This is a genomic window from Psychrobacter aestuarii (assembly GCF_904846035.1).
In the GTDB taxonomy this organism is placed as follows: Bacteria; Pseudomonadota; Gammaproteobacteria; order Pseudomonadales; family Moraxellaceae; genus Psychrobacter; species Psychrobacter aestuarii.
In genome coordinates this window covers 1,500,912-1,527,070 of sequence record NZ_CAJGYT010000001.1, presented here as the reverse complement: position 1 = coordinate 1,527,070, position 26,159 = coordinate 1,500,912, and the positions used below count along the sequence as shown (strand labels likewise).

At 49.5% G+C, this 26,159-nt stretch carries 22 protein-coding genes; 11 read left to right on the top strand and 11 right to left on the bottom strand.

Translation table 11 applies throughout. From position 1 onward, the window contains the following. Positions 1–49: 49 nt before the first annotated feature. Complete coding sequence (locus JMW05_RS06375; RefSeq protein WP_201504491.1) at positions 50–571, bottom strand: NADPH-dependent FMN reductase; 522 nt, start codon at positions 569–571, stop codon at positions 50–52. Between the two features lie 281 nt (positions 572–852). Next, positions 853–2,448 (bottom strand): glutamine-hydrolyzing GMP synthase, encoded by a 1,596-nt coding sequence (guaA, locus tag JMW05_RS06370; protein ID WP_201504490.1) that lies wholly within the window; start codon positions 2,446–2,448, stop codon positions 853–855. Positions 2,449–3,190: 742 nt separating this feature from the next. On the opposite strand from guaA, the gene JMW05_RS12040 reads away from it, so the two are divergent. The 5 genes from JMW05_RS12040 to JMW05_RS06335 all read left to right on the top strand — a co-directional run bounded on the left by JMW05_RS12040 (position 3,191) and on the right by JMW05_RS06335 (position 10,688). After that, entirely contained in the window at positions 3,191–4,987 is a 1,797-nt protein-coding gene (locus tag JMW05_RS12040) for a YadA-like family protein (RefSeq protein ID WP_227691465.1), read from the top strand. A gap of 412 nt (positions 4,988–5,399) precedes the next feature. Next, positions 5,400–7,019, top strand: coding sequence for a glycosyltransferase family 2 protein (locus JMW05_RS06350; RefSeq protein WP_201504489.1), 1,620 nt, complete (start codon positions 5,400–5,402; stop codon positions 7,017–7,019). A gap of 241 nt (positions 7,020–7,260) precedes the next feature. After that, positions 7,261–8,526: a glycosyltransferase gene (locus tag JMW05_RS06345; protein WP_201504488.1), complete on the top strand. Its 1,266-nt coding sequence runs from the start codon at positions 7,261–7,263 to the stop codon at positions 8,524–8,526. 3 nt (positions 8,527–8,529) lie between these two features. Then, positions 8,530–9,684: a hypothetical protein gene (locus JMW05_RS06340; RefSeq protein ID WP_201504487.1), complete on the top strand. Its 1,155-nt coding sequence runs from the start codon at positions 8,530–8,532 to the stop codon at positions 9,682–9,684. A 50-nt stretch (positions 9,685–9,734) separates the two neighbouring features. After that, positions 9,735–10,688: a glycosyltransferase family 2 protein gene (locus JMW05_RS06335; RefSeq protein WP_201504486.1), complete on the top strand. Its 954-nt coding sequence runs from the start codon at positions 9,735–9,737 to the stop codon at positions 10,686–10,688. A gap of 286 nt (positions 10,689–10,974) precedes the next feature. On the opposite strand, the gene JMW05_RS06330 is transcribed toward JMW05_RS06335, so the two are convergent. From JMW05_RS06330 to JMW05_RS06320, 3 genes are all read right to left on the bottom strand, one after another. After that, a complete protein-coding gene (locus tag JMW05_RS06330; RefSeq protein WP_201504485.1) occupies positions 10,975–11,673 on the bottom strand; it encodes a hypothetical protein in 699 nt (232 codons plus the stop codon). Next, positions 11,663–11,974, bottom strand: a complete 312-nt coding sequence (locus JMW05_RS06325) for a hypothetical protein (protein WP_201504484.1) — start codon at positions 11,972–11,974, stop codon at positions 11,663–11,665. Before JMW05_RS06325 ends, JMW05_RS06330 begins: the two co-directional genes overlap by 11 nt. 265 nt (positions 11,975–12,239) lie before the next feature. Next, entirely contained in the window at positions 12,240–13,415 is a 1,176-nt protein-coding gene (locus JMW05_RS06320; protein WP_227691464.1) for a MalY/PatB family protein, read from the bottom strand. Between the two features lie 162 nt (positions 13,416–13,577). Here JMW05_RS06320 and JMW05_RS06315 point away from each other — a divergent pair, with 162 nt between their 5' ends. Beyond that, positions 13,578–14,066, top strand: a complete 489-nt coding sequence (locus JMW05_RS06315) for a cupin domain-containing protein (RefSeq protein WP_201504482.1) — start codon at positions 13,578–13,580, stop codon at positions 14,064–14,066. A 51-nt stretch (positions 14,067–14,117) separates the two neighbouring features. Here the strand turns inward: JMW05_RS06315 and JMW05_RS06310 are convergent, their stop codons facing one another. Then, on the bottom strand, positions 14,118–14,867 hold the full coding sequence (locus JMW05_RS06310; RefSeq protein WP_201504481.1) for a hypothetical protein: 750 nt from the start codon (positions 14,865–14,867) through the stop codon (positions 14,118–14,120). Positions 14,868–15,048: 181 nt separating this feature from the next. Here JMW05_RS06310 and JMW05_RS06305 point away from each other — a divergent pair, with 181 nt between their 5' ends. Continuing rightward, a complete protein-coding gene (locus tag JMW05_RS06305; RefSeq protein WP_265090597.1) occupies positions 15,049–15,516 on the top strand; it encodes an MgtC/SapB family protein in 468 nt (155 codons plus the stop codon). A gap of 53 nt (positions 15,517–15,569) precedes the next feature. Beyond that, positions 15,570–16,541, top strand: coding sequence for a 23S rRNA (adenine(1618)-N(6))-methyltransferase RlmF (gene rlmF, locus JMW05_RS06300; protein WP_320158757.1), 972 nt, complete (start codon positions 15,570–15,572; stop codon positions 16,539–16,541). Between the two features lie 84 nt (positions 16,542–16,625). Here the strand turns inward: rlmF and JMW05_RS06295 are convergent, their stop codons facing one another. From JMW05_RS06295 to dnaA, 5 genes are all read right to left on the bottom strand, one after another. Then, the gene (locus JMW05_RS06295; RefSeq protein ID WP_201504479.1) at positions 16,626–17,207 is read right to left on the bottom strand and encodes a manganese efflux pump MntP; all 582 of its coding nucleotides are present in this window, start codon (positions 17,205–17,207) and stop codon (positions 16,626–16,628) included. 141 nt (positions 17,208–17,348) lie between these two features. Further along, on the bottom strand, positions 17,349–19,877 hold the full coding sequence (gyrB, locus tag JMW05_RS06290) for a DNA topoisomerase (ATP-hydrolyzing) subunit B (protein ID WP_201505552.1): 2,529 nt from the start codon (positions 19,875–19,877) through the stop codon (positions 17,349–17,351). Between the two features lie 471 nt (positions 19,878–20,348). Continuing rightward, positions 20,349–21,509: a DNA replication/repair protein RecF gene (gene recF, locus JMW05_RS06285; protein ID WP_201504478.1), complete on the bottom strand. Its 1,161-nt coding sequence runs from the start codon at positions 21,507–21,509 to the stop codon at positions 20,349–20,351. Between the two features lie 56 nt (positions 21,510–21,565). After that, on the bottom strand, positions 21,566–22,741 hold the full coding sequence (gene dnaN, locus JMW05_RS06280) for a DNA polymerase III subunit beta (RefSeq protein WP_201504477.1): 1,176 nt from the start codon (positions 22,739–22,741) through the stop codon (positions 21,566–21,568). A 144-nt stretch (positions 22,742–22,885) separates the two neighbouring features. Beyond that, positions 22,886–24,328, bottom strand: a complete 1,443-nt coding sequence (dnaA, locus tag JMW05_RS06275) for a chromosomal replication initiator protein DnaA (RefSeq protein WP_201504476.1) — start codon at positions 24,326–24,328, stop codon at positions 22,886–22,888. A 584-nt stretch (positions 24,329–24,912) separates the two neighbouring features. Between dnaA and rpmH the strand changes: the two genes are divergently transcribed. The 3 genes from rpmH (at position 24,913) to yidD (ending at position 26,049) form a co-directional block, all read left to right on the top strand. Continuing rightward, positions 24,913–25,047: a 50S ribosomal protein L34 gene (rpmH, locus tag JMW05_RS06270; protein ID WP_007394757.1), complete on the top strand. Its 135-nt coding sequence runs from the start codon at positions 24,913–24,915 to the stop codon at positions 25,045–25,047. A gap of 254 nt (positions 25,048–25,301) precedes the next feature. After that, positions 25,302–25,604, top strand: a complete 303-nt coding sequence (gene rnpA / locus JMW05_RS06265) for a ribonuclease P protein component (RefSeq protein WP_227691463.1) — start codon at positions 25,302–25,304, stop codon at positions 25,602–25,604. A 100-nt stretch (positions 25,605–25,704) separates the two neighbouring features. Next, positions 25,705–26,049: a membrane protein insertion efficiency factor YidD gene (yidD, locus tag JMW05_RS06260; RefSeq protein WP_201505551.1), complete on the top strand. Its 345-nt coding sequence runs from the start codon at positions 25,705–25,707 to the stop codon at positions 26,047–26,049. Positions 26,050–26,159 lie beyond the last annotated feature (110 nt).

The following is a 26,159-nucleotide window of genomic DNA, read 5'->3' as shown; positions in this document are numbered from 1 at the left end:
AAAAAAAAGCACCCAACCAAGTTGAGTGCTTTTGTCTTATTGTCACACCTTAGAGTGTACTAATAATCTCATCAAGCTGCGCGTTAAAGCTGTCGTCTGTCACCTTGCCTGTCTGTTCATCGAAGTTATCAAAGAAGTTCGGCAATGACAACGCCCCTTTGACATCGGCGGCGAAAAACGGCGCGGACGCTTTTGCTGATGCAAGCACGCTTTGTGCGCCGCCAGCCCCCGGTGAGGTCGCAAGCATAATCATCGGCTTGTCTTGATAGACTTTCATATCGATGCGCGATGCCCAATCGAACAGGTTTTTGTACGCGGCGGTGTACGACCCATTGTATTCGGCAAACGAGATAACAATCGCGTCCGCCTCGCCAATCGCTTGATAAAAGTCATGCGCAAACGCAGGAATACCGCTTTCTTTTTCGCGCTCTTCGCTGTATATCGGCATCTCAAGGTTATGAATATCAAGCAAAGTGACGTCCGCACCATCAATTTGCGTGGCGGCATAGTGTGCCAGTTTTTGGTTGATTGAGTTTCGGCTGTTACTGGTACCAAAGGCGAGTACTTTCATTATAAAATCCTTATGTATCTTGTGTGCTGTAGGGCGGCAGCGTTTGTGCTTAGATAGCCCGTGCCGCCTTATCGTGTGCCACTATGATACGCCTGATAACGCCGATGACCGATTTGTAATAGTTGATAGTCTTGATAAGTATTATTAATCGTTTGGGTGGTGGGTGGGAGTTTTTGGGTTTGGAGTACAGCTATCGGTACGGCGCAGTGTGGAAAGTCGTCCACAAAAAAGCCCACGTAACGTGAGCTTTTTTTGTACTTACAACGACTGAAAATAGAAAATTATTCCCACTCAATCGTCGCAGGTGGCTTGCTTGACACATCATAAGTCACGCGCGACACGTCTTTGATTTCGTTCATGATGCGGTTCGATACCGTCTCAATCAAATCATACGGCAGGTGCGCAAAGCGTGCAGTCATAAAGTCCACGGTCTCAACGGCACGTAGCGCAATCACCCACGCATAGCGGCGACCATCACCGACCACGCCGACTGATTTAATCGGTTGGAATACGGCAAAGGCTTGCGCGGTCTTGTCATACCAGCCTGAACGCTCAAGCTCTTGCATAAAGATGGCATCGGCGAGGCGCAAGACATCGGCGTATTCTTTTTTGACTTCGCCCAAGATACGCACGCCCAAACCTGGTCCTGGGAACGGATGACGGTAAATCATCTTGGCAGGCAAGCCTAAGGTGATACCCAGCTTGCGCACTTCGTCTTTGAACAGGTCACGTAGTGGCTCAATCAACTTAAAGCTCAAATCATCAGGCAAGCCGCCAACGTTGTGGTGACTCTTGATGACGTGCGCTTTGCCTTGATGCGATTTTGCCGACTCAATCACGTCAGGATAAATCGTACCTTGCGCCAAGTATTCAATCTCTTTGCCGTCGGTGTTGGCGCTCACATCACGCGCGCTGTCCGCGAAGACGTCAATAAAGGTTTTGCCGATGATTTTACGCTTGGCTTCAGGGTCGATCTCGCCAGCCAGTGCGGTTAAGAAACGCTCTTCGGCATCGACGCGGATGACTTTGACGCCCATGTTTTCAGCGAATACTTGCATCACTTGGTCGCCTTCGTGCAAACGCAGCAAACCATTATCCACAAACACACAGGTCAGCTGGTCGCCAATGGCTTTATGCAATAGCGCTGCCACAACGGAGCTGTCCACGCCGCCTGATAAGCCGAGCAAGACTTGCTTGTCACCGATTTCTTCTTTGAGCTGCGCGATACGCATATCTGCGATGTTGTCAGGCGTCCAATCGCCCGCACAGCCACAGATTTGATGCACAAAACGACCGAGCAGCGCTTGACCTTGTAAGGTGTGCGTCACCTCTGGGTGGAACTGGATGCCGTAATATTGCTTGTCGTCATTCGCCATAATCGCAATCGGGCAGCTTGGCGTGCTCGCCACAATTTCAAAATCGCTTGGCGCTTCAATCACTTTATCGCCGTGGCTCATCCACACGTGCAGCTTGCTTGGGCTGTCTTCGATGCCGTCAAGTAGCGCGCAGTTGCCAGTCACGTCGATGGTCGCCGCGCCAAACTCATGAATGTCGCTGCCGTGTACCTTACCACCAAAGCGCTCTGCCATTGCCTGCATGCCGTAGCAGATGCCAAGCACAGGCACGCCCAGCTCAAATACTGCTTCGTTAATACGTGGGCTGTTTTCTTCATGCACGCTCTCAGGACCGCCCGATAAGATGATGCCCTTGGCACCAAAATCCGTGATGCGCTGGGTGTCTATATCGTACGGGAACATCTCACAAAACACGCCTGAATCACGGACGCGGCGCGCGATAAGCTGGCTGTACTGCGAGCCAAAATCGAGGATTAAGATGCGGTCTTGTTTGATGGTGGGCGTGGCAGATGCAGTGGTCATAGTATGCGTATCCGTCAATAAAGAATAAGTGCGCTATTTTAACAAGTTTAGCGCTGCTGATGGCGGTTGATGTGCGCTTTATTCTTAACTATTTTTTGCCAGCACCTCTGCTGTCAATACCGCACACATTATTTTGCAGAGTTTTTATGCCATAAAGGAAATAACCTTCAATAAAACCGCATTTTATAGATAACTATCTACAATCAAATGATTGGTTTTTTGTTTATTATTGTTATTGTAACTTTTTGAAAGTAAACGTGATTTAGGTATCGTACTTTGTTGCTCAATCATGTACATTTACTTTTGTGCGCACTTTATAGTTTAAAGAAAAACGGTTTTTTATACATAGAATAATCTATAAAACACCCATTTTTCATTGACTTATATTACTGCCATCATTATTTGACTGCCATCGTTATCACTATAAATAGCCTTGCTATATTGTTGCTAACCATACCACTAATACGATGTAGAAAAAGACTTTCTTTGCTTTAAAAACAGTCAAATGTTAATTAAAAATACAATAGCTTTCTTATCAATGACCAAAACAGGAATAAAGATGATGAAAAAGGAATTCTCTTCTCAGTCAGCGCTAAAAATCAGTGCCTTAACATTAGCTATGGCAGTGGTTTCTTTTGGGACATCGAGCGCACAGGCGGCAGAGTGTATAGTGAACGACGAAATGGGAAATGCTACTACTTTGGGGGCATTTAGTTTTGATGACACAACGTTAGCATGCGGTATGGATGCACTTGCCTTGGGCAACAATTCGATAGCAGTCGGTACAGATGCTTACTCTGATGGTGAAGGTGCTGTATCTATTGGTAGCGGCTCTATTGGTTTTGGCACCAATGATACGGTGGCTATTGGTAATCGAGCAACTGCATCAATGAACTCAACCACTGCAGTCGGCGGTCAAGCCAATGCCGAAGGTTTAGGCTCAACCGCTATCGGTTGGCAGTCACAGGCAATGGGCGAGCGCGCACAAGCCTTTGGTCACTTAGCCAATGCAGCAGGTGAGCGTTCTACTGCCGTCGGTGAAGCCACAACGGCAGAGGGTACTGGTGCAGTATCTATCGGTAACAATGCAATGGGCTTGGGTCTGAACGATACCGTCTCTATCGGTAACGAAGCGATGGCATTATCAAATTCAGCGACTGCCGTTGGTGGGCAAGCGGAAGCCTTGGGTGTCGGTTCAACCTCAATCGGTTGGCAATCACAGGCAATGGGCGAGCGTGCGCAAGCCTTTGGTCATTTAGCTACCGCGCAAGGGGAGCGTTCACTCGCTATCGGTGAAAATGCCGATGCGCAAAGCGACTTCTCTACCGCCATCGGTAATGAAACGATTGCTAACGGGATTGATGCCCTTGCCATCGGTGATAGCGCCAATGCCACGGGCAATTCAACTACGGCTGTTGGTGGCGAATCGGTCGCGACAGGTCCTGGTGCAACCGCGATTGGCTGGCAATCAGGCGCTAATGCGGAGCGCGCGCAAGCCTTTGGTCATCTCGCGCAAGCCAATGGCGTGCGCTCAACCGCCGTCGGTGAAGCGGCGATGGCAGAAGGCGAAGGCTCTGTGTCAGTGGGTAACAACGCCATGGCAAGTGGCACCAATGATACGGTTGCGATTGGTAACCAAGCGATTGCAAAAATGAATTCAGCCACCGCTGTTGGCGGTCAAGCGAACGCTGCAGGTCTTGGCTCGACCTCTATCGGTTGGCAATCTGAAGCGACTGGCGAGCGTGCGCAAGCCTTTGGTCATTTGGCAAAAGCGACTGGCGTACGTTCAACCGCTGTCGGTGAAGCGGCAATGGCAGGTGGTAGCAATGACACCGTCGCTATCGGTAACCAAGCGATGGCAAAAATGAATTCAGCCACTGCGGTCGGTGGTCAAGCGAACGCCGCAGGTCTTGGCTCGACCTCTATCGGTTGGCAATCTGAGGCGACTGGCGAGCGCGCACAAGCCTTTGGTCACTTGGCAAAAGCCACTGGCGAGCGCTCAACGGCGGTCGGTGAAGCCGCGATGGCAAATGGCATGGGCTCGGTCTCTATGGGTAACCAGTCTATGGCAGGCGGCATGAACAGCATCGCCATTGGTAATGGCGCAGTCGCTGCAGAGGACAACCAAATCACCCTTGGTTACGCAGGGCAGCTACAAGCCAGCACAGGCGCACAAACGGGCGGCACCAGCATCGTCACTACCGATGCCAATGGCACACTTGGCACCAGCGTCAGCGTCGACTCTTTAGCGACCCGCGCGCAGTTTACTGACCTACGCCGCATGTACAACGATCATGACGACCGCTTGGATGAAGCCGAAGACGGCATCGCGTTGGCACTGTCTATGGAGACGCCGATGATTCCAGCGGGCAAGCGCTACGCCATGACTATTGGCACAGGTTACTACAACAGCAGCACCGCTGTTAGTGCCGCATTTGCAGGACGTATCAATGACAGCGTCAGCTTCTCAACAGGCGCAGGCTTTGGTACCGATACAGGCAAATTCGGTGCGCGTGGTGGTGTGACCTTTGCTTGGTAAACCTTACCAACATCACAAATGCCATAACTGACTATTAATACACAGCATGACGTCATCAATCCCAACAAAAAACCTCGCACTAGCGGGGTTTTATTTTGTCTGTTTTTATCCTAAAAAAAGAGAGCTTGGCGCATCAAGACCAACGGTAAAAAACAGGCGCTGTGAGGTTAATAAATTTTTCCTACGATATTTATCGAGACATTTTGGCGTTCTACTAAAGAATAACGGCGTTCTGTGGAAAAACTTACGCAATCTTACGAGATAGTGCACAGATTAACACTTCACAATCAATAAGTTACCTGTATTTGTACTACTATAATTTTGTTCAATAACCGTAAGACCTCATTGCCCTTTGCTCACTGTGCGGTTTGTTTTGTGAGTGTCCTTAGCTGTACAACAAAAAGAACATCTTATGATAAATACAACCAAAACCGTCTCGCGCAGAATGCTGGGTATGTCACCAACGACGTCCGCGCCAAAGTCCGTACCCGCCGCAACGATTGCCTTTAGCTTTCAGCTGATGACCCGCGCTGAACCACCCGCCATGGTGATTGATACCATCAAATCGCTACTGCGCATCAAAAGCGTGCACGATGAGATATTGATTATCGACAACAACCATACGGACAAAGCGCTGTACGAGCCGCTAGAGACGTTTTGTAATGCGTTAGATGCCGAGCATAAGGTGCGTTTTTATCATATTGATTCGATAGCGGGCTATAAGGCAGGGGCGCTGAATCGGGCGCTGGCGTGGATGGACAAGCGCTGTAGCCATATTGTGGTGGTGGACAGCGATTATGAAGCGCTGGCACATGCAAGAGAGACGATGGTACAGGCGATTGAGGCGCATCCTGAGCATACGCTGCTGCAGTTCCCGCAGTTTTACCGCGATACGGCGCTTGGGGATGTCCACAGTGAATTGAACCATTACTTTAACTATCATTTGTACCGCGAGAGTAACCGCACACGCGCGCTGTCTACAGGCACTTATGCGGTCATTCGCCGCACCCACTTAATACACGTTGGCGGCTGGTCGGGCGCGTCACTCACCGAAGATGCGCAGATGGGTATTTTGATGCATCAGCGCGGCATGCGCAGCGCCTTTATACCGACAGTGATTGCCACAGGACTGCTGCCCAATACGCTGGCGGACTTGCTCAATCAGCGCCGCCGCTGGGTGTATGGCAATATGCAGATTCTCTGCCGCTATGTTGCAGAGCCAGTATGGCGACGGCTACGCGGTCAGCCGCAGCCCACGGCAGCACACATCCATATGCCAAGCGTCACACACGATGCTGATGAGCGCAAACGCTATCAATGGGCGCACCTGTCGCAGCTGAGCGCTTGGGTGAACTTTACAGGTCTGCTGATGTGGGTACATGCCGCCACCGTGATGGTGCTGCTGCTATCCCTGATATTGGGCAATGTACACACCTCGCTGCTCTCCATTTTGGCTGCTGTCTACACAGGCTATGCGGTGTTTTTGGGTCGCCGACTGTGGGCTTATTTGCATGACCAAGCACCGCTAAACTCGCAGGTCGATAGCGGCTATCAGCACAATCTACGCGCCCGCGTGCGGGCATGGCTGATGCATCTGAACTTTTGGGAGTTGGGCGCGCTGTGCTGGCTGCCCGTCTTGTGGGGACGGCAAAAGCCTTTTGTCTGTACGCCAAAACAAAAACAAGACCAAACGCGCACTGCCTTGTTCCATGCCAATAGCGCGGCATTGCCCAAGCTGTTATTGGTATTAAATGCCTTGACCGCGTTTTTGGTCGCGCCTTTTTCGGCGTTGTCCTCGCCCGTCTTGTTTGCCTGTGCGCTGACGGTACTGGGTCTTAAACTATTGGCCGCCAAGGTCGCCTTTAGCAATTACGGCTTTGCCCAAACTGCACCGACCCAAACGGCAGTTGATAAACCAACCATACGCAAACCCGCCGTTACGCCGATTGCCGCTATGACCGATCCTGTCATTAATAAAGTATCTGCACCCAGTACGGTGAGCTTTGACAATAAAAAAACAGTGAACTTTTAGACCGATGTCATCGTTAGGCAGTATTTGACCCCTATAGTGCGCTCAAGATATGCGTGCTGCCCGCATGGTCAGTCCGCCTTATCACGACACCCTTTTATTTTTGCGTCTCCCTTTTGCCCTTAATTTTAATAACAACCATCACGGACAGCCTTTGTGGTCGCGATACGCCTTGTGTGCCGACCCTCATTCACACAAACAACAACAGATGATTAATAACCTTTTGCCTTTATTTGGAAACACTATGAGCCTATTACCCGCATCGAACACCAGTCACCATGACAAGCCGCTACGCATCGCCATCATCGCCCATTCGCTATACCCGATTGCCGAGCCTTATGCGGGCGGGCTTGAGATGATTACCCACCTTATCTGTGACAAGCTGGTTGCCGCAGGGCACGAGGTGCTGCTGTATGCGCACGGCGACAGTAAAACAGACGCGACCCTTGTTCCCTTGTTATCGCGTCAAGCGTTTGAGGCAATGGTCTATCCAAACGAGCACGAGTCGGTGGCGATGGGGCGCGAGGAGATGTATCAGTATTTGACCTATCAGCATGCGCTACAAGACATTATTGCCCGTGATGCGCGCGGCGAGATTGATGTGGTACACAATCATAGCTTGCACCACGTGCCGATGACGATGGGGCAAGTATTTGGCAAGCGTTTTTTTACCACTTTTCATACGCCGATTTTTCCGCAGCTGCGCTTGGCGCTGTTGACCTTAAAGCTCGGTACGCGCACGCAGTTCACCGCCATCAGTGGCTATCAGCAGCAACTGTTTAAAGAATTTGTGCCCTCAGAGGTGGTGTATAACGGCATTGATGTGGCGTCTTTTACTGCCAATATTGAGCCAATAACGGACGAGGTGTATTTTTGGTATGGGCGTATTTGCCCTGAAAAAGGTACGCATCTGGCAATGAAATACTGTATGGCGGCGGGCAAGCGCCTGATTATCGCAGGACCTAAGAGCAATGCCCAATACTTTGAGCAGCAGGTCGCGCCGCTATTGATGCAAGACAAGCAGCAAGGCACGGATTTGTTTGAATACGTGGGGCACGTGACCAAAAAAGACATCAATCAGTACCTGTGTCAGGCGACCGCGATGCTGTTTACCAGTACATGGGATGAGCCGTATGGGCTGATACTGGCGGAGAGTCTTGCCTGCGGAACGCCTGTGATTGGCTTTAATGTCGGTGCGTGCGCAGAGATTATCACGCCAGATACAGGCATTGTGGTTGAAAAAGAAGACAAAGACGCCTTTGTACGCGCCTTTAGCGGTATCAAAGACATTTCACGCCGTGCCTGCCGTGCGCGCGCCGCATCATTTTGCGCCGATACCACGATGGTCGATGGTTATCTTGCGCTGTACCGTCAAGCGATTGCGCCATCGCAGCCAGTTACGCGCTTGAGCAGCACACCGTCCAAACCCACCACCAAAACCTTACGCATGCCGCCCCTTAGCGCGCTGCCGAAACGCGCTGCGTCCAGCGTACAGGCAAAGGGCGTATAACAGATGCGTATCGGTTATTACGCGCATCATCACGGCTCGGGGCATTGTCGGCAGGCGGATAAGCTCGCGGCACTACTGCCTGAACCTGTGCGCGCGCAGTTCACGGTGTTTACCAGCGTGTCTGCGGCGGACTATAGCTTTAGCAATATCTGTGAGGCGCAAGTCATCCGCCTAGCCCCTGAAGATGAGCGCGCAGGTGATGTGCTCAAAGGTCGCGCGGGACAATACTGGCAACCTGAAGGCTTGCATTACTCCCCTGTGGGCAATCGTGATATCCAAGCGCGCAGTTATCAGCTGATACAGGCGCTGCACGCGCGGCAGATTGATCTGATGATTGTCGATGTTAGCGTGGAGATTGCCATGCTTTGTCGCACGATCAGCATGCCGTATCTGTACGTGCGCCTGACTGGCGTGCGGGACGATATGCCGCACGTAGAGGCTTTTAAAGGTGCGTTGGCAATGCTTGCGCCGTATCCGCGTGCGCTTGAGGCGATAGACACGCCAGCATGGATGCCACAAAAAAGCCTGTATTTGGACTTTATCGGTACAGCGCCCAGCACGGAGTTGAACCGTTCCGAGTTTTTGACATTACTCAATAATCTAGCAGACGATACTAAGCCGTATCGTGAGAGTACGCCTATTATCACGGTGATTAAAGGCTATGGCGGACACCAAGCGATTGATGCGCGCCTGCCTCAGCTGCGCGAGCTGCTGCCCGATGCCTTTATCATCTCGCTCGGTCCTATTGACGATGACATGCGCCATCTGGTCGATATTGCCACGCAGGTCAAAGACGTGCGCCCGTTTATTGTTCATAGTGATGCGCTACTCATGGCGTGCGGGCTAAACAGCATCGCGCAAGTCTATTACGAGCAGACGCCGCTTATCGTACAGCCTGATGCGCGCCCGTATGACGAGCAAGTCGCCACTGCCAATGCCTTGATTGCGCAAGGTCGGGCGCTCAGCTGGGAGGACTTTTGTAAAACGGTGCAAAACAATAACGGGCAGCTGCCTACGCCGACAGCTATTACGCAGACCGCGCCTGACTCGGACACGTTGGCAGCCGTATTGATGCACAGCTTTGGCGACTATAGTGATATCAGGTCATGGTTTCATGAGTGGCTGTTGCCCAAACTTGAGCTGCGTCCCGAGCGCTAACGTTTCCTTTGCTAATGCTTCCTTTAATAATAATAAAAACTGAGACTACGATGCACGACCAAACCTCCCCGAAGCGACCGACCGCGCCTGTGAGCGTCATCACCACATGCTATGGACGCAACACGCACCTATACAATCTGCTTGCCGCCCTTGCTAACAGTAGCATGCCGCCCGCCGAAGTCATCATCGTCAATGACGACGCCGACCCCGAGCGCCTGAACCAATACGCGCTGAACATCGTACAGATACCAACCACGAATGACGGCAAAGATAAGCAAGCGCGCTTTGATATCGGGCACAATCGCAATATCGGCGCCACGCACGCGAGCCATGAGGCGTTGATATTCTTAGATGTCGATTGCTTGGTCGCGGCGGACAGCATCGCTGGACTGTATGCCAAGCTCATGGCGCACCCTGAGGCGCTACTGATGGGGCAGCCCAAATATCTGACGCGCCCGCTTTCAGCCACCGAATCGGCAACGCTGGCAGCTGGGATGCTGAATGATGCCGCGCTAGATGCGCTCTCGGTATACAACCCCTACCGCCCGAACTTTGCGCTCACAGACTCACTCGCGCCCGCCGCGATGACGCAGACCGAGGACTTTGGCGCATTTTGGAGCTTGTGCTTTGCCATCACGCGCCAGCAGTTTGATAAGCTTGGCGGCTTTGATACCGCATATGTCGGCTATGGCGCGGAGGATACCGACTTTGCATTTCGCGCACGCGCGTGCGGCATGCCGTTTTATCTGACTGGGGAGCTGGTCTACCATCAGCAGCATGGCGTCTGTCGTCCGCCGCTGAATCACTTGGACAGCATCGTTATCAATGCCAATCGCTTTTATGATCAATGGCAACATTGGGCAATGGCGGGCTGGCTGGGTGAGTTTGCCGCGCTTGGCTTGATTGAGTGGCAAGCGGCGCAGACAGTGCCGATTACGCTGCTGCGTGCGCCTACAGATAGCGAGTTGCAAGACGCACATTGTCCCGATGCGCCGTTTGTTTAGGGGTGGTTTTTGAGCTACTACAAATAATATGTCCTATAAGAAAATCATCGTAGCGGATGCGGTTGTTTTGGCACATGACGCAACTGTCAAAGCGTCTAAGCAATACTTGCGCTCAAGCCCGCATGGCAAGCCGTTTTTGATAAAGTAAGCATTTAGGTAATACTGGTTTAATAGGTTAGAATCAGTGTGTTTAGTTCGACTATTAGAATAATATCGACACCTAACTCACTAATAAATTAAGAGCTCAGCGAGTAACTTACCAGTGAACCGCAAATTATTACACTCTCTACTTCGGCTTCTTTTCAGCCTGATACTTCTCAAACTGATCCTCATTATTAATGTTCTTTCGGTGTACATCCGCATGAGTTTCAGGGTTCAAATTCCGTCCTTTGGTAGGATCTAAGACATCTTCTGGGTCTGTATGCAGTTCTTTTGGATTAACATGATGAAATGCAAAACCTTTTTTTCTTTCCTCACCTGTTACTTCATCTGTACTTACACCTCGCTCGTCTCGGAGTTTCGGAAGGGTCTTGGATGTGAATGAATCAACCTTCCTTCTCATATCCTGAGCTTCAGGTGAGTCTGATAAATTAATGAGAGAGTCTCGAGAATATTGAAGTAATGCTTGCTTATCAGCGTCTCTGACTTCTTGTGATTTCTTATCGGCTAAACCCACTACCGCAGAGCTATGAGCGTAATTTTTGCCATCAAAACTTCTTTTGTCTGCATCAGGAATCTGATTTTCAAATATAAAAGCAGCTTTCGGTCTAGTTGTTTGAAAAATTGTTGGAAAGGCATCTTCATCTACGTAGGTTACGCCATTAGTTCCAAGCTTTACTAATTCACCAACTTTCGAATCGATCTTGTCGTATTTTTTTTGTTCAGTTAACTCATTTCTTCTTTTTGGCTTTTGGTACTCAAAGTCAGTCGGCTTTAAAGTTACAGGAAGCTTGCTCGTGCTATTATTGTCCTCATTATTTGGCATATTTTTTCATCCTTGAATAAATTTCGTTGACTTTTGCTGTGGCCTCATCCGCAGATAAATGCTTGCAACGGTCAGAATGAAGTACTTTGATCAAAGAATTTCGCCATTCTTTCGCCTTTGCTTTTGACTCATACATTTCTTCTTTAATGCCAAGAAACTCGGCTCTCTTTTCGCTATCAACATACAATAGTGAGAAAATCAGAAATGATTCTTTTGACTTAAAAAAATTATCGTATGCAAAATTATTGCTCTGATTAGATGCATTACTGACTTCAACTTCTTTTTCGTTAGACATTGTCATTTTTGACTCTTTGTTCAATATGAATTGTTATGCGTATAGATACAATGATTACCATAAGGTGTTAGCTTGCGTTTTTAATATGTCAGTTTCATCAAAAGTCAGTATCATAACTATTTTTTCATCAAATAGCCAAGTAGTAGAAACTGCTATATATAAAATTAAAAAATTTTCGTCTGATATTATATATAAAAATCCAATAAAGCCCCCTATATCAAACCATAATCTTTATAACGACTTCAGTTTTAACCACATTATTAACAAAACATTACCCATCCCCCAACCCCTCAAACGCCACCACCATCCGCGCCAAGCCCGCTTCTAACAACATACGCGGACAGGCAACATTAATACGCATTTTTGAGTGTCCCTCACTGCCATACTTATAGCCTGCGCTCAGCTCCACCTTTGCCGCCCGCAGCGCGTCATACAGCTGCTGGTCATCATCGCTATAGGCAGAGCAATCGAGCCAAATCAGATAGGACGCTTCTGGGCGCATGACTTTAATTTTCGGCAACTTATCCGCCAAAAACTGCAAGGTAAACTCAATATTGTCCTCAATATAGGCAAGCAATTGCGTCAGCCACTCACCGCCCCCACGATAGGCGCTGTGCATCGCGGCATAGGCGAACATGTTCAACTCATACTCATCGTTTAGATGCTGCTGGGCGTCAATTTTTTCTATCAGTGCGGCATCCTTAGCAAAAATCAGCGAGCCTTTAATCCCCGCGATATTAAAGGTCTTGGTCATCGAAGTCAGACTGACCACCTTGTGCTCATAGCCTTGTGCCAGCGTTAAAAACGGCGTAAAGGTATGCCCGCGCAAGGTCAAATCCTGATGAATCTCATCACTGACGATTGCTACATCATACTTTTTGCACAAGTCCAGCACCGCGCCCAGCTCATCCGCCGTCCATACGCGCCCGCCTGGATTTTGTGGATTGCACAAAAAGTACAGCTTAATATTGTGCTTGATAATTTTGGCTTCCATATCGTCCAAGTCCAGACGATATTTGCCGTCCGCTTCTACCAGCGCTGAGAGCACCAGCGTGCGCTTGTTTTGCATGACTTTGCTCATAAAGGGCGTGTACACAGGGTCATTGACCAGCACCGCATCGCCCGCTTGGGTAAAGATATGCAGCATCAAGGCAAGGCTGGGCACCACCCCTGGCGAAAACAAAATATCGCCATGCTCAAGAGCCAACCCATAGCGGCTACTATGCCAATCCATAATCGCCGCATACAGCGCCTCGGTCGGTAAGGTATAGCCCAAAATACCGCGCTGCACGATGGCATCCATCGCTGCCAAAATCGGCGGCGCCGCCCTAAAGTCCATATCCGCGACCCACAGTGGAATCGTATCGTCGTCATAATGCCACTTGAGCGACCCTGTGCCGCGTCTGTCGATGACCGCATCGAAGCTATAGTGCGCTGTATTTTCCACCTTTTGCTCCTTATCATTATCCATCCTGTAGCATAGCGCATGCCCAGCGCATCACCAATGACTTTGTGACGCCTTATCCGTACTCCTGTCTGCCCATTTGCAAGGCGCAAAAACCTGCTACTATAAAGACGCCGCCCCACGCATCGAACAAGGAGAGAGACGATGAGCACCAAGACAACGCCGCCCGATACGCAGGCACACATCCTAACGCGCGCCGACATCAGCAATACCCCTGAGACCCGCCACGTGCATCAGTTCAACCCGCGTGCCATCCGCCATACGGTGTCGCTCAGTGATATCGCAGGTCTGAGTAAGGTGGGCTTGCATCTGGTACGCATAGCGGCGGGCGATGAGACCACGACGCACCACTATCACGAGGAGTCGGACGAGTTCGTCTATATCCTTTCGGGCACGTTGACGCTGCGCTATGGTGATGCGTACTATTCGCTATCGGCGGGGGATTTTGTCGGCTTTCCTGCGCATGGCGCGGCGCACTCGATGCGTAATGACAGCGATGCGGACGCCACCTATCTGATGGGCGGCAGCCGACCTGACATTGATATCTGCAACTATCCTGATATCGACCGCAGAATGTATAACATTCGCGGTCAAAAGGAATATGTGGATTTGAAGGATTTGGGGAAGGTTTAGACTAACGGCTTATTTTAGTTTAAAAACAAATATTAAGCCTATTTGCACTCTCTACCCACAAACCACCACCCGCACCCCATCAGGCGCACGCCGCATCTCTTCACGTTCAAACTGCCAGTTGTGCCCCTGCCAAAAGTGCGGGGTTTTGGCATCATGATTAAACCCAAGCAAGGTCAGCTCAAGCGGCGTCTCCCGCTGATACGTCCGCAGCGCCAGTAGCAGCCGATAGAGCAAAAACCCCGACGAGGCAGCAGACGAGTGAATGTCCGTAAAGTACGGATAGTCCGCGACCACAGGGTGATGCTCGGACAAGACGCGGCTGTAATGCAGACTGTCCAGCCGCATACGCAAGTCGCTCGCGATATCGAGCGTACGTGATGCAGTGACAGGGTCGTCATTGGGGCTGGGGTCATCGCTCGGCGCGGGGTACTGATACATGGCATTGCCAAACATGATACCCAGCGGCGCACGCGCTGCCATCTCGATTATTTGCGGCACATTATTGGCGCGTGGCGGCAAGCCAAAATGCAGCGCACTGTCCCCAATCTGACGGAAAAACAGCAGCTTGGGTAGGGCGCAGGCAATCGGGTGGCTGCTAAAAAAATCGGCATGGATAAAGTGATTAAACAGCACGAGCATGTCATCCTCACGCAAAAATTCGCTCAGATAGTCCGTAGTGATGCTCGGATTGTTGGCGATGATGACGACGCGGCGCACATCGGGCAGCGCCTCTTGAATCACGGTCGGTAAGCTGTCAAAGGCGGTCTGCGCCAAGGTCGGGCGTGTGGCAGGTTGCGGCATAAAGGGGGCATATCCTATCAAGAAAAAGTCGGGACGGTGTGCCCAAAAGCATAATACAGCGCGCGCGATGGCGTGTTGATATCCTGTTTGTCTATGGTATGGCGCTTCAACAAAGCGTAGTGGCATCTGTGGCGGATTTGTCTTATAAAGAAAAAATAAAAGATAAAACATAGGGGGTGTCATGATGTTCGATTTTGATATCAGCCTGACATTATTGACCTATCATGCGGCGCAACTCGGTATTGCTTTTGTCCTCTCCCTGCCCATCGCCTTAAACCGCGAGTTTGAAGAAAACGGCGCAGGACTACGTACCTTTCCGCTCGTGACCATCGCCTCCTGTGCCTTTATGCTGGTCGGTATGGACGTGTACGAGGGCGCAGATGCTGAGGCGCGCATCATGTACGGTGTGATTACAGGCATGGGCTTTATCGGTGGTGGTGCGATTTTTAAGAGCAAGCAAGGCGCAAAAGGCACGGCAACGGCGGCAGGACTGTGGAACACAGGCGCTATCGGTATTTCGGTCGCCTATGGGCGCTACGAGATTGCCATTATTTTATCGATCGTGGGTTTTTTGATTTTGCAGTTTGCCACGCCTTTTAAGACGCACGGCAGCGACTCAGTCGAGGATAGCGAGTCAGGGCAGTCCTGAGTGGGCGCGGTTTGTGCTACACTTTAGGCATCTTTTTTATGGCTGCTGCCGCTATGTCCACACCTACCCGCCCCAAAGCCAAGCTACACCCGCGCAACCCGCATCAGGGGCGCTACGACTTTACTGCCTTGACCCGTGCGCTGCCTGCGCTTGCGTCCTATACCAAAGCCAACCCAAGCGGCGAGCCGACCATTGATTTTAGTGATGCCGATGCCGTGCGTACGCTCAATAAAGCGCTGCTGTGCCAGTATTATCAGGTGGCTTTTTGGGAGTTGCCCGAAGGCTATTTGTGCCCGCCGATTCCTGGGCGCGCCGATTATATGCATCATATCGCCGACTTGCTCGCAGATACCACGCATCAGAATGACGCAGGTACACCGCCGACAGGCAAACAAATACACGCGCTCGATATCGGCACAGGGGCAAGCTGTATTTATCCGATTATCGGCGCTCAAAGCTACGGCTGGCGCTTTACTGCCACGGACGTTGACCCCATCTCGGTGCAGACCGCTAAGGTGATTGTTCAGGCCAACCCAGCACTAAAAAACGCCATCAAGGTCAAGCAGCAAACCCAGCCTGAGCATATTTTTAAGGGCATTATTGGACGGCAAGATTACTTTGATATCACCTTATGCAACCCACCGTTTCAAGGCTCACTCGATGAGGCAATGAACGCCAATACGCGCAAACGGCAAAAGCTGAGCCGCCATCAACAAAAACGCGGCAGCACCAGTGCCAGTAACAGCGCGAGTGAAAGTGACGCGCTAAACTTTGGCGGACAAAAAAAGGAGCTGTGGATAGCAGGCGGCGAGATTGGCTTTTTGCGTCAGATGATTAATGAGAGTGTAGAAGTCACTGCGCACGTGGGCTGGTTTACTACTTTAGTGTCAAAATCAGACAACCTACGCCCACTCAAAAAACTGCTGCAAGAAGTGAATGCCAGTGACGTGCGCGTGATAGATATGACGCACGGACAAAAAATCACCCGTATCTTGGCATGGCGTTTTCCTGACCCAAGTGAATAAAACAGCGACGCGATAGACGATAAAAAGGCGACCTAGAGATTATCGGTCGCCTTGTTTATCAAACAAATCAATGGTTTATTTAGCTTAACTGCTAAAAAACATTATCTTAATACCAATGGCAATCAGTACCACGCCGCCAAGCAATTCTGCTTTTTCCTCAAGCCATGTGCCTGAGCGTTTGCCCAAATACACGCCCGCCCAGCTAAAGACAGCCGTCACAACGGCAATGATAGCGCACGCCAGCCACGCATTGAGCGCGAGCAAGTTGAGCGTAAAGCCTGCTGCCATCGCATCGATGCTGGTAGCGATGGCCAGCGTCAACAGCGTACGCTGACTGACACTGTGACCGACCATCACATCAGCCGCTGCTTCAGGCTCATCGTCATCGCCGCTAATGACTTCATACAGCATTTTTCCGCCCAAAATCAGCAGGATAATACCGCCAATCCACGGCGCCGCCTGCGCAAGCCAGCCCAACACTGCTGAGCCGAGTAAAAATCCAAACAATGGCATCACGCCCTGCGCCACACCAAAGTAAAGCGCCGCGAATAGCGCAAGGCGTCTGATATCCTCGGCAGGCTTTTTTTGTGCCTTTGCGCCCATACCAATCGACACCGCAAAGGCGTCCATCGCCAATGCAACCGCTAAGAGTATTACCTCAAACATGTCTGTTCCTTGTCAGTTTCACGTGAAACAAAATACCACAGCAAGGGGTTGAGGTATTTTAAACAAAAATAAGCGGCGAGTCCCTATAGACTCGCCGCTGATAACACCCTGAGCGCTGTCGCTCAGGTATAAAAAATGCGTTTAGATATCGAGATTAGACACCGTCAGTGCGTTTTCTTCAATGAAGGCGCGGCGCGGCTCGACATGGTCACCCATCAAGCAGGTAAACAGATGGTCGGCAGCGATGGCGTCTTCGATGGTCACGCGCAGCATACGGCGATTCTCAGGATCCATGGTGGTGTCCCACAGCTGGTCGGCGTTCATCTCGCCCAGACCCTTATAACGCTGAATGGCAAGACCGCGACGCGCGTCCAACATGACTTGCTGCCACAGATGCTCAAAGTCACGAATGGCGGTGTCTTTGGCACTGCCACTGGTTTCACGGCGGATATACGCGCTGTCGCTCAACAGCGTGTTCCACTCACTAGACAAGCGCAGCAAACGCGCGTACTCAGCCGAGCCAGTAAAGCTGGCGTCTAGCAAATAATGGTGCGCCAACTGATGCACATGGATGGTGATGCGCGGTAGCCATTGCGGCTTGTCCGAGCGCGTATCACTCTCTGTGCTCGGCACAGGCGCGCGCATGCCTTGCAAGTCTGCCGCCGCCGCATCTAATGCTTCTGTCTGCGGCGCATGGATGTTGACCAGTTCAATCTTTGGACGCAGCTCGTCATCAAAATGGTTCAGCGCACTTTGCATTTCAGCTTGCCATACTTCCATCGCAGCCTTGTCCGCGCTCATCTCCATGGTCAGCTTGGGCACTTGGGTCAAGGCATCGAGGATGACCGCAGGATAGCGCGTCTGTAGACGAGCTTTGACCAGCTGCGTTTGGTTATAGGCATTTAGCAGCGACTCAAGCGCTTGACCCGTAATCGCGGGCGCGTCCGCATTGATGTGCAGCTGCGTGCTATCAATGGTTGAAGACAGCAAGTACGCTTTTAGTGCTTCGTCATCTTTGAGGTACAGCTCTTGGCGACCTTTTTTCACCTTGTACAATGGTGGCTGCGCGATATAGATATAGCCGCGCTCAATCAGCTCAGGCGTTTGACGGAAGAAGAAGGTCAATAGCAGCGTACGAATGTGTGAGCCATCCACGTCGGCATCGGTCATGATGATGATTTTGTGATAGCGCACTTTATCAGGATTGTATTCATCAGGACCGATACCGCAGCCGAGCGCGGTAATCAGCGTGCCGACTTCGGCAGATGACAGCATTTTGTCAAAACGGGCGCGCTCGACGTTTAGGATTTTACCTTTAAGTGGCAAAATCGCCTGCGTTTTACGGCTACGTCCTTGCTTGGCTGAGCCACCTGCCGAGTCGCCTTCCACAATATACAGCTCAGACAGTGATGGGTCTTTTTCTTGGCAATCGGCAAGTTTTCCTGGCAGACCTGCGATATCGAGCGTGGTCTTGCGGCGGGTCATCTCACGCGCTTTACGCGCCGCATCACGGGCGCGCGCGGCGTCCAAGATTTTATTGGCAATCGCTTTACTGGCAGTCGGATTCTCCAGCAAAAAGTCGTTAAACTTGTCATGCATTGCCGACTCAACCGCCGATTTGACCTCACTTGAGACCAGCTTGTCTTTGGTTTGGCTAGAGAACTTGGGGTCAGGTACTTTGACCGAGACAATCGCGGTTAAGCCTTCACGTGCATCATCGCCTGTGGCAGAGAACTTTTCTTTTTTGAGCAAGTTTTCATTGTCGATATAGGTGTTCAGGCAGCGGGTCAAGGCTGAGCGAAAACCTGATAAATGCGTGCCGCCATCGCGCTGCGGGATGTTGTTGGTAAAGCACAAGACTTTTTCGTTATAGGTGTCCGACCACTGCAGCGCGACCTCAACACCGATGCCATCGTCTTGCTCAGTGGTGAAGTGAAACACATCATTGATGCTGTCTTTGCCTGCATTGATGTAGCTGACGAATTCAGACAGACCGCCTTTGTGCTCAAACTCATGGCGCTTATCGCTACGCTCATCGGTCAAAACAATACGCACACCTGAGTTCAAAAATGACAGCTCGCGCAAGCGTTTAGAGAGGATATCGTAGTCAAAGACGGTCTCGGTAAATACGTCAGAGCTTGGATAAAAACGAATCTGCGTGCCTGTCTTGTCGGTCGGCTCCAGCTGCTCGATATCGCCATCAGGGACGCCATCGGTATAGGTCTGGTGATAGTGATAGCCTTCGCGCCAGATGTTCATCTCAAGCTTGCTTGAGAGCGCATTCACCACCGACACACCGACGCCATGTAAGCCACCTGAGACTTTGTAGCTGTTGTCATCGAACTTGCCGCCTGCGTGCAGTACGGTCATGATGACCTGCGCCGCCGATACGCCTTCTTCGGGGTGGATATCGACAGGGACACCGCGCCCATTATCCATGATGCTGATGGACTCATCTTCGTGAATGACGATGTCAATCTGGTCACAGTGACCCGCGAGCGCCTCATCGATTGAGTTGTCCACCACCTCAAAGACCATATGGTGCAGACCCGTGCCGTCTTCGGTATCACCGATATACATGCCTGGACGGACACGTACCGCCTCAAGACCGCGCAATACGCGGATGTCTTTTGAACTGTAATCAGATGGCAATTGGCTCTCGGCAGTCATTTCTTGGGACAGCACTTCTGGAGTTGGCGTCTCGTTATCGGTAGGTCGTGACTCATTCATGGGCATTCCTTAATTAAACCGATATCAAACATTTATAAGCGCGTCAAAGGCATACATAAGCGGTCTGATAGGTCAGATAGACACAGGCGCTGATATCACTACCGCAAACAGAGATGCGGTGCAAACAATGCCACTCATCCAAAAAATAATCGTTATTATTTCAATAACTTAGATGACGGCAAACGTATCAACTCATGTGCTGATAATTGGACAAAAATAAAGCCCTATTTTAGCATTTTTTTGACTTTAAGTCACTGTTTAATAGGCACTTTATGGTAGGGTGTTTGGCGGTAAACCTGCGCAAAAAATCGCGATTCACCACACAAAGTTGGCTTGCTTGTCTTAACAATAAAAATAAAATGAAAGCTAATCTTGGCGTGCACGTAATGAGTAAATACTCATCGTTTTAGATTAAAAAGTGGCTGGAGAAATATTGCCTTGTTTCACATGAAACATGCTGGCTTCTGACCAATAGGCTTTAACTTGTGGCAAAATATCTTCGGTCAAGCTGGTGAGTATCACTTGGCAAGGCAGCTTTGCCAATGTGGTCAGTAAGATATCAACCGCGCGCGCATCCAGCTCTGCGGTCACGTCATCGAGCAGCACCACAGGCGTGGGTCTGGCGCGGGTATTGGCATAGCGCTCGTCATGGGCGGCGTGGTTGAGCAGTAGCGGCAGTTGAGACAAGCGCAGTGCGGTGATGAGTAGCTTTTTTTCTCCTCGAGACAGCACGTTCGCCGCTTGCTCTTTGATATTCCCTGAAGCGCTGCCGTCTGCCTTGGTGCGCCAATGCACATGAATATCCGCCCGATGACTGCCAATACGGGTGTAACCCAGCTGCGCATCTTGCTCCAAGCGCTCATGCAGCTGCACGTCCAGAGCATGACTGGTGTCAAACCCTGCCTGATAGCTGAGTTGTAACTGACCACTGTACGCTGGCAACAGCGCGTTGATGGTTTGCTCAAAATAAGGCTGCCATGCATCGAATAAATGCTGGCGATAATGATGGATGAGCGCCGCATGATTGCTCAGTCCGCTGTCCCATGCGCGCAGCTCGGTCAGCTGCTCACTGCTTAAGTGCCGACTGCGTTTTAGCACACTGTTGCGCTGTTTTAAAAGACGCTGGTAGGCAACCCACTGCGGGTGGAACGCCTGTTTCATGTGAAACACCAACCAATCAAGCAGCTGTCTACGACTGGCACTGCCTTGCTCAAGCATGTCCATAGACGATGGGTCAATCAGCAAGGTCGGTAGCTGCTCGGTTAGGACGCTTTGGTTGTAGACGGTATTGTGATTGAGACGCAGCAAGGTGCTGGCATCGGTGTGCTTTTGAATGGCTAAGATGCTACCATCGCTCAGACTGGCGTGAACCGTGGCGGCCGCTTGATGATGCTGGATATAGCGTTTGGGCTGATGATGGCGAAAGCTTTTGCCACGTGACAATAAAAACACCCCCTCGAGCAAAGAGGTTTTGCCACTGCCATTGGCCCCTATCAAGACATTGCATTTGGTCATTGATAGGGTGGCTTGCTGAATATTGCGCAGGTACGAGATGTGCAAACGTTCAATCATAAAAGACATACCCGCCAGAGATAAAAAACAAGCGCGCGGTTGACCACGCAGACCGCTTAGATACGCATCGGCATGATGACGTATTGATGCAGCTCATCACCCAGCTGATTGACCAACACCGAGGCATTGGACTGGCTCATGTGCATCTGCACGTCGCCTTGGGTCACAGACAGCACGTCTTGAATATAAGCGGCATTAAACGACAGCTCAATCGGCTCGCCTTGATACTTGACCTGTAAGACTTCAATCGCCTCATCTTGCTCAGCATTGTTGGCACGAATCTCAACCGTACCATCCCCTGAAAAGCTGAGTACCACACCGCGCGACTTTTCGTTACTTAAAATCGCCACACGGCGCAACACGTCAGTGAGCTTCTCTTGATTCATGAGCGCAAGCTTATCGGTATTGCTTGGCATCACGCGGCGATAATCTGGGAACTTGCCATCAATCAGACGGGCGGTGAAGGTGACCATCAGCTCAGAACCAATGCGCCCTGTGCTGTCCACCTCACCGAACGGCAAGCTGACTTGTAAAAACTCTCGTCCAAAGCTGAGCGTGACCGCGTTGTCATTGTCACCCAATAGCTTGCTGAGCTCCAATGTCAGACGCTCAAGCTCAATCACCGCTTTTCTTGGTAGAATTGCTTGCATATTGAGCGTTGCATCCACGTCTATCACGCTGCGCGCCAATGCCAAGCGGTGTCCGTCGGTCGCCACCGTCGTCAACTGCTGCGCGGACACATCAAAGAGCATGCCTGTCAAATAATAACGCACATCCTGAATCGCCATCGCAAACTGCGTTTTATGTACCAAATCCAGCAGACGACCACGGCTGATGGTCAGTGCGGTGATGTTTTCAGGATTGCCCAAGATGGGAAAGTCTTCGGCAGGCAACGTGCCTAAGGTAAAGCGGCTTTTGCCACTTGTCAGTAGGCAACGCTCTTTGTCTTTTGCGGTAATGGTAATTTGCGCCTGAGCGGGTAGGGACTTACAAATATCTTTGAGCTTAACAGCAGGCAAGGTCACCGCGCCTGCTTGAACACAAGCGCCAGCGGGCAGCTGCAAGGTGGCGGTCAGCTCAACCTCTAAGTCAGAGGCGGTCAATACCAGCTCAGACTCTGACAGCTGCAGCTTGATGTTTCCCAAGATCACCATGTTGTGGCGTTTATCGGCCGCCTTAGCAATCAAGTTGATGGCTTTTAACAACGACTCTCGATTAATCGATAATTGCATGTAAAGTTACTCTTATTTTTAAGCGGTAAAAGACAAATCCAGTAGCGACAGACATCCATCACAGGCAAAAGACGCCCAAATGATGGCATTATAAACCATATTTTTACCCAAAAACATGACCGCTCCGTAACCGTCTGCGCGTCATTACGCTGCTTGCAACATCATCGCAAGCGCCTTGTAATCTTTATCAAAGGCAGGGTCAGTGGCACGCAGCTGCGCCACTTTGTCACACGCATGCATCACTGTCGTATGGTCACGGCCACCGAATGATTGACCAATATCGGGGTAGCTATCACCCGTCAGCTCACGCGCCAATGCCATGGCTATCTGTCTTGGGCGAGCAATATGACGGGTGCGTTTGCGTCCCATGATGTCTTTGACGCTCACATCATAATACTCTGCCACGACTTTACGGATATTGTCCATATTCACCGCTTGCACCCGCATGGCGACGATATCTTTGAGCGCATATTGCACCATCTCAAGCGTGATGGGCGCGCCTGTCAGATTGGCATTGGCAAAGACTTGGTTTAATGCGCCTTCTAAGCGGCGGACATTAGACACCACATTTTGTGCGATGAATAGGGCACACTCTTTTGGCAGGCTCATACCGTAGCTTGCCGCCTTTTTTTGCAAAATCTGCACGCGGGTATCAATCTCAGGCGGATCAACAGCGACCGTCAGCCCCCAAGAGAACCGCGACCGAAAACGCTCATCAAACTCTGTCATTTGTGAAGGATGACGGTCTGAGGCTAATATCAGTTGTTTATCACCACTGGTAAAGTCTGAAAATAAAGTTAAAAATTCATTACTACTTTTGGTTTTACCTGCCAAAACATGAATATCATCAACAATTAATAAATCTACTTTTTTTATTTTTTTCTTAAAGTCTTCTATTTTATTATTTCTTAAAGAATAGACTAATTGATTAATAAATTTTTCAGAAGTGAAATAATAAAAACTTCTATTTGATTTTAAATAACGGTGCGCTACGGAATGCATCAAATGGGTTTTACCCAAACCTGAAGAGCCGTAGATAAACAGCGGATTATGACGGTTCTTGGACTGCTTTTTTCCAAGCTCATAACACGCCTTATACGCCAGATTATTAGACTTGCCCGTCACAAAAGTCTCAAAGGTAAAGTCTGGATTTAGGTAATTAAGTGATTTGGTGTCTGAAGCATCAACCAACGCAGCCTGATGTGCCTCATCATTAACATTATCTTTAAAATCAAAACCTTGAGACTGCGCACTATTATTTATAGGCACGGCGGGGGAGGGGAGAGGGGTGGCTGTAGGCGACTCAGAAGGCGCTTCTACGGGCTCTGCTTTGTGGTTAATGTTATCCACACGCACCACGACATGTTCAATCGCTCCTTGACCGTGTTTGATGGCCAACTGCTCGATATCTTGGAGGTGATTTTTTTTGATATACGACACAAAATAATCGTTAGGCGCTCTGATTACCAGCGTTTGCGCCTCTTGATGGGCGGACAATGGACGTAGCCACATCGTAAATACATTGTCTTTGACCTGATAACGCAGGTCGTTTAGGCATCTATCCCATATTGTCGCTGTATCTATCATCGCTCGTTTTTACCTTTTCGATCTCTAAAGACAGAATTGTATGCTGCACTGACTGGGTAGAGCGCTATAACATGACGTTTTTCACCCCTACAAAACCAGCGCGCTAATGTACCACGAAACGCCTGTGGATAACATCCCATTTTCTGGGGATAACTATGGGGATAAAAATGGGGATAACTTATTATCGAGAGTTATCCATATTTTACCCACAGGTTATCCACAGGGTTACCCATAGTACAAGTTATTGATTGTAATAAATAATATTGAGTTATCCATAGAAAATACACCTCCCAATAACAACAATATCTATATATATATTAATTATTATTATTATAGAGTTGACGTTTTTCTGTGGATAACTTTTGCAAATAAGCACACTTAACAGCTGGTGCTAGCGATTATTTGGACAGTACCAACTGGCTTATTGTATTCATAGATAACGCATCAAACAGACAATTAGCATAGCCATAGGTACTGACTAAAATCACAAATTAGACAATCCTTTATTGACCAATAACAGCAAAAATGATATATTTCTACGTTATTGCCAATTTGGTCCATTATTTCGTTTAGATAGGTGAGTTATGAAACGTACATTCCAGCCAAGCGTGATTAAACGCAAGCGTACTCACGGTTTCCGTGCTCGTATGGCAACTAAAAAAGGTCGTCAGGTTTTGGCTCGTCGCCGCGCTAAAGGCCGTCATCGTCTAACTGTATAATATCGACGGTAGTTACTTAACGAATTTGAGTAACTGACGATACTGCAGTAATGATGCTGATAAGCCATTAGGCGCAGCTATCGATGAGACAGCCTTATGTCATACACTGTATGATTGTAATACAAGGTATCTAGCCTGTTTATCAACAGATTACTGTATATTAAAAGCGCCAAGAGAGGCGCTTTTTTTGTGGCTATCGATTGTTAAACCAGTGTATAACGCAGTTATACACAACGCATCATAGGGCAACCACTATGGAAAAAAACGCTTCAATATCAAATACTAAGTCTTTTGTTAAAGCGCAGCGATTATTGACGCCGCGAGCATTCAAGCAGGTGTTTGATGCCCCTGAACGTAAAGTGCATCAAGCGCACTTGATGGCTTTTGTACGCACTAATGAGCTGGCGCATGCTCGCTTAGGGATGGCAATCACCAAGCGCAAAGTACCGACGGCAGTTATGCGTAATAAGTTAAAACGTCATATCCGTGAGCATTTTAGAAACTATACTATTAATTTAAAAAATAATGACATTGTTTTTATTGTAAAAAACCAATAAATGAATTGTCTAATAAAGAAATAGATTTAGAAATATTTAATATTTTAAAAAATTAAAAATTAAATAATATGAAATTTTTAAAAATAAAAATTAATAAAATATTTTTTTATTTTTTTACTATTTAATTTTATTTTATCAAAAAGTAATCAGTCCATTATTGCCTGCGCGCTGTCGTTACTACCCCACGTGCTCGGCCTATGGTATGCAGGCAATCAAGTGGCATGGCGGTGTGATGGGAAGCAAGTTATTACTGATGCGCTTGGCGCGTTGTCATCCTTTGGGTGGTCATGGCGTTGATTTTGTGCCGCTACCGTTATACGCCTATCGTTACCAATACCTGCCGATCGCGCAAGACGTGAAAACGACTCGATATGGTTATTATCACTGTGTCTTTGTTGACAGATACAGCTATAAACAGCGTTTGAACTGCTGGTTGATGCGGTAAGTGCGTTGCATGCTGTTACTTTTCATCTTTACGCTTCTGATACTACAGGTATCATTTAATATGGTTTTTTAGTAAAATGATGACCATTTTATGTCACGGTTTTTCTGCTT